At 48.1% G+C, this 4,079-nt stretch carries 6 protein-coding genes; 1 reads left to right on the forward strand and 5 read right to left on the reverse strand.

Annotated features, from left to right (window positions below; translation table 11 throughout):
- Nucleotides 1-25: 25 nt before the first annotated feature.
- The 3 genes from OCV63_RS17135 to OCV63_RS17145 are packed head-to-tail and all read right to left on the reverse strand — an operon-like array spanning nucleotide 26 to nucleotide 2,379.
- A complete protein-coding gene (locus OCV63_RS17135) occupies nucleotides 26-1,648 on the reverse strand; it encodes a relaxase/mobilization nuclease domain-containing protein (RefSeq protein WP_044983951.1) in 1,623 nt (540 codons plus the stop codon).
- Nucleotides 1,620-2,015, reverse strand: a complete 396-nt coding sequence (locus OCV63_RS17140) for a plasmid mobilization protein (RefSeq protein WP_009255338.1) — start codon at nucleotides 2,013-2,015, stop codon at nucleotides 1,620-1,622. The genes OCV63_RS17135 and OCV63_RS17140 overlap by 29 nt, the downstream gene beginning before the upstream one ends.
- Nucleotides 2,002-2,379 (reverse strand): hypothetical protein, encoded by a 378-nt coding sequence (locus OCV63_RS17145; protein WP_055307240.1) that lies wholly within the window; start codon nucleotides 2,377-2,379, stop codon nucleotides 2,002-2,004. The genes OCV63_RS17140 and OCV63_RS17145 overlap by 14 nt, the downstream gene beginning before the upstream one ends.
- Before the next feature lie 57 nt (nucleotides 2,380-2,436).
- Between OCV63_RS17145 and OCV63_RS17150 the strand changes: the two genes are divergently transcribed.
- Nucleotides 2,437-2,673 carry a hypothetical protein gene (locus tag OCV63_RS17150; protein ID WP_055307241.1) on the forward strand — a complete coding sequence of 79 codons (237 nt, stop codon included), beginning with the start codon at nucleotides 2,437-2,439 and terminating at the stop codon, nucleotides 2,671-2,673.
- Between the two features lie 145 nt (nucleotides 2,674-2,818).
- Here OCV63_RS17150 and OCV63_RS17155 read toward each other — a convergent pair whose 3' ends face one another.
- Nucleotides 2,819-3,670: a CPBP family intramembrane glutamic endopeptidase gene (locus tag OCV63_RS17155; protein WP_055307242.1), complete on the reverse strand. Its 852-nt coding sequence runs from the start codon at nucleotides 3,668-3,670 to the stop codon at nucleotides 2,819-2,821.
- A 119-nt stretch (nucleotides 3,671-3,789) separates the two neighbouring features.
- Nucleotides 3,790-3,930 (reverse strand): Maff2 family mobile element protein, encoded by a 141-nt coding sequence (locus OCV63_RS17160; RefSeq protein WP_082425529.1) that lies wholly within the window; start codon nucleotides 3,928-3,930, stop codon nucleotides 3,790-3,792.
- Between the last annotated feature and the right edge of the window lie 149 nt (nucleotides 3,931-4,079).

Genomic DNA, 4,079 nt, shown 5'->3' on the forward strand with positions numbered 1-4,079 from the left:
TTTCGGTATCATTTCGGGTCGGTTTTTAACGCTCCTGTTCGTGCTTTTTCTGACGGCTCGGTGTGCCGTGTAGTATCTGCTCTGCGTTCCGTTTGGCGGTGGCAAGCTGCTCATACTCGGCTTTTGCGGTGCGGTAGGTGTTGTAAGCTGCGTTTTTCTCGGAAATGAGGGCTTCAATCTCCGTATTCAGCTTGGAAGTGGCGGGCAGCTTCTTTCCCGGTGCAAGCACCTTTAGCTGGCGCAGGGCAGCTTCATAGATGATAAATTCCGCTTCGTGGGACTGGCGGTAGTTCTCCGCTTTTCTGCCGGACAGCTTTTTATGAGCGTCAATGGTGGGGCGGGTGCGGCGGTAATCGTTGACAACCTTTCGCAGACTTTTCTTGTCGGAAATGCTCTGCTCAATGCCCCGCAGACTTTCCCTTGCTTCGGAAAGAGCTTTCCGGCTGCTCTCCACGGCTGCGTCCAGCTTGTCAAGGTCAAGCAGTTCGTTCTCCATGAGGAAGTTGTGGGTAGCCGCCATCTGTTTGAGGTTGTGCAGGGAAGCCCAACGGTCATAGCCCACGCCCTTGCCCTCAGCTCGCTTGGCTTCCCGGTCAACCATGCGCTGCAAGGTGTTGTCTGCCGGGGCGGTTTTTGCGGTTTTTTCCTCTCGCAAGCGTTCCTTTTGGGTGTGGGGGTATTCGGGTATGGCTGTGGTCTGTTCGGCGGCTCTGTGGGCGTTCTGCGTGAGCAGGGCAAGGACAGCAGCCTTGTCAAAATCGTCCCCCAGCTTCCGGGCTGTGATAGGCTTTGTCCTGTCCGGCGTGAGGTAGGAAAGCCGCCCCCGGCTCTCCTTGACAGTTACGCCCTCCCGCAAAAGCAGGGAAGCAAACTCGTCAAAGCTGCCAGCTTGGGAAAGTGCCTGCCGTATCGTCCGGCGCAGCTTCGCCTTGTCCGTTTCAAACTTGGTGGGCTTGGTCGGCTGTCCGGTGGCTTCTCTGGCGGCGTTCTCTTTATCAAGGGCAAGCTGCCCTTTCTTCTGCGCCCAGTATTCACGCTCGGTCACTCGGTTCTTGCTGCCATGCAAAAGGTCAATCTGATACAGATTTTCCCGGTGGCACATCTCCATGACTTCGGACTTGAAATATTCCATAGCTGCGTCTGTGCAGCGGTGCTTGCAGCCGTCCTTCGTGTCCGCTGGTCTGTCCATGTAGGGCAGAAGCGGGACGGCTTCAATCCGCAAGCTGTTTATGACGATATGCACATGAATGTTGCCAGAGTGATTGTGCCCGTCCGGGTGGGTGCAGACAATGGCTTGGTGTCCGGGGAAATGCTCGTTGCAAAATTCCTCGCCCAGCGACTGCGCCTTATCAACGGTCAGACCGTTGTCCGTTCCGTCCCGTGGGTCAAAGCTGATGATATAGTGGTGGGATTTCACATCTTCCCGTTTTTGGTTCTTGCCATAGCGGAGATTGGAGCGCAGACAGGCAACAGCAAAATCTTCTTCGCCGCAGTTCAGCGTGGCAAGGCGGTAGCCCTCACGGGGAACAAGCCGCCCGTTTTCATCAAGGGTGGGTTTCATGGTAAACTCGTCATGCTCAAAAGTGAGGTAGGCTTCCGCTGCTCCGTAGTCGGCATTTTTAGAGCTGATATGTTTGAATGTTGCCAACAGCTTCACCCACTTTCTGCAAGACTTCAAACTTCAAGGCTGCAAGGTCGGAAATGGCGGCTCGGACTTCGCCGGACAGGGCGTTATACGGTACGCCGTATTCGTTCAGATACCGGGCAATCTGATTGAGGTTGCCGCCGATCCTGCCGTATTCGGCGGTCAGCTTCCCGACAGCGGCAAGCAATTCATCATTGACCGGGGAAACGGTAACAATGGGGCGTATGGTTGCCCGTGTAATGGCTTGCCGGATAAATTCGGACTGGCTCATACCATAAGGGGCAAGCCGGGCGGTAAAGTCGGCGTATTCTTCATCGGTCAGCCGGGTCTTGACTACCCTGCTGCGGTGGGGCATGTTATATCGTTTCATAGGTGGTTGACCTCCTTTCTGTGCGTGGTGTCCTCTCACTAATAGGAGAAAAACGGGGTGTGTAGCGGAACTGTTTTTGAAATAATCCGAAAAGAATTTGCGGGAATTTTTCAAGCGGCGTAAGCCGCATAAGCAGGGTTTGGGGAAGGCACTCCCCAACAAGATTCCCGCAAGGACAAAATGAGCGATAAGCGAAATTTGGTACTGCGGTAGAATCTTGCTCTAAGAAACTGCCGGACTGCCGTTCACTTGCTACTGCCACTTTTTTGAGAAATCGCAACCAGCTTTTTTCATAAAGAGCTGTTGGATTGCCCTCACTTGCTACTGCCACTTTTTCGGGAAATCTATAACCAGCTTTTTTCATAAAAGGCGGCGGGCTGGCATTCTCCCCCTTACTCCCTACAAACCATAAAAGAGCAGAATGGACGGACTTTCCGGCAAGGACTTTTTCGGCGGCTCGGTCTTTCCCGACAATAAGGCGTTTCGGAAGCTGCGTTTTGCCCGCTGTATGAAAAAATGGCAGCCTTTTGGGGCTTCACTGTCTAATACGGAACTTTTGGAAATTTGCCAAAAATGGGCTCAAAAAAAGCAGCAAATCTTTTTCGGATTTACTGCTTCGTGTGCCGCTGCGGGGCGGCGGTTATTCAGTTGTAAATAAAAGAGGGCGGTAGCACTTTGGGCTATCGTCCTCTTGACTGCACATTTGCAAAGACAGGCGGGGCTGTCAACGGTGGGCGAAGCCCATTTACTTGCCGTTGACTGGCTCGGCTGGATTTGCTATCAATTATTGAATTGAATAGTCTTTACTTTTTCTTCGGAATCAGCACAAACCCACAAACAAGAATATATCCAATAATTGCGATTATAGATGCTTCTATTCCAAACCCTGCTCCTGTAAGGAAAACATTATCTGAAGATATTATTATCGAAAAAATCGGACTTCCATAAGTTCCTTGCGCTGTCGTAATATGGAGAATATCTGTTATCATAATAAAGTTCCATGCGGCGTGTAATAAGGCACTATTACTTATGGATTTTCCTTTGTAGGAAACAAGAGAAAACATGATTCCTACTACTGTACCGCTAATGATTAAAAGCAGAACACCGCTAACAGTAAAGGTTTCCATTGAGGGAATGTGTACTAAACTGAAAAGAAACGATGGAATTAAAATTGCTATATATTTATTCCATCTACTCTCCAATAATTTCATAATATACCCACGAAACAACATTTCCTCTGTTATTCCCGACTTTAGTGCTATAAGCATGGAAGCTATTATAATTAAACATATTTCACCCGCCGAAAAAGAGTTGACTTCAAATTTACCAATCATTGCAAAAATAGCTGTAACGAATACTGGAAGAAAAACAGATATTAGAACACCCCATTTTTTTATGTTCGGTGTAATACCAAAATCTTTCATTTTCAAGTGGAGTCCTTTTGTTGTATAAAGCCAAAAAAGGAAAGCGGTTAGTAATAAAGCCCCCAACATTCTTAGAATTACATATAGTGCATTGCTCGGAAGTTCCACAAACGAAAAAAGCAAATCAAAAGAAATACTGCTAAATAAATCTCCTGCCAAAAATAACAGAAAGTAAACAAGGATATTTACAAGTGTTTTCGATGTCGAAAAATTATATTGTGTTTGATTCAATGATGGTTCCTCCTCAAAAAAATATCTTTTTGCTGTTATATTGTATCATTTTCGACAATAAATTTCTACTAATTTTACGGAATAGCAAGTTGCTGTCTATCAATTTCTTGTGTGTTACTTTATCGCACATGAGCATTGGAACCTGGGTTGTCCGATCCGTAGCCCTCCAGCAGATTGACAACGCCCCACACGCCAAGTCCAGCGCCGAGGGCTACAACAAGAGTCTGCAAAGTATCAATAGCGGAAGTGAAAAACTGCATAGAGCCTCCTTTTCTCCGGGGGTATTCCCGGCCATGAAAAAAGCCGCCATTTCTGGCGGCAGCAGACTGTAGACAAAACGCTTTTGGTCAGCACTCCAGAAGCGTTTTTCTTGTTTTGGGTTCAAAAAGTGTGTACTTGATCAATAATA

The sequence above is a fragment of the Laedolimicola ammoniilytica genome (assembly GCF_025567165.1).
Taxonomy (GTDB): Bacteria; Bacillota; Clostridia; order Lachnospirales; family Lachnospiraceae; genus Laedolimicola; species Laedolimicola ammoniilytica.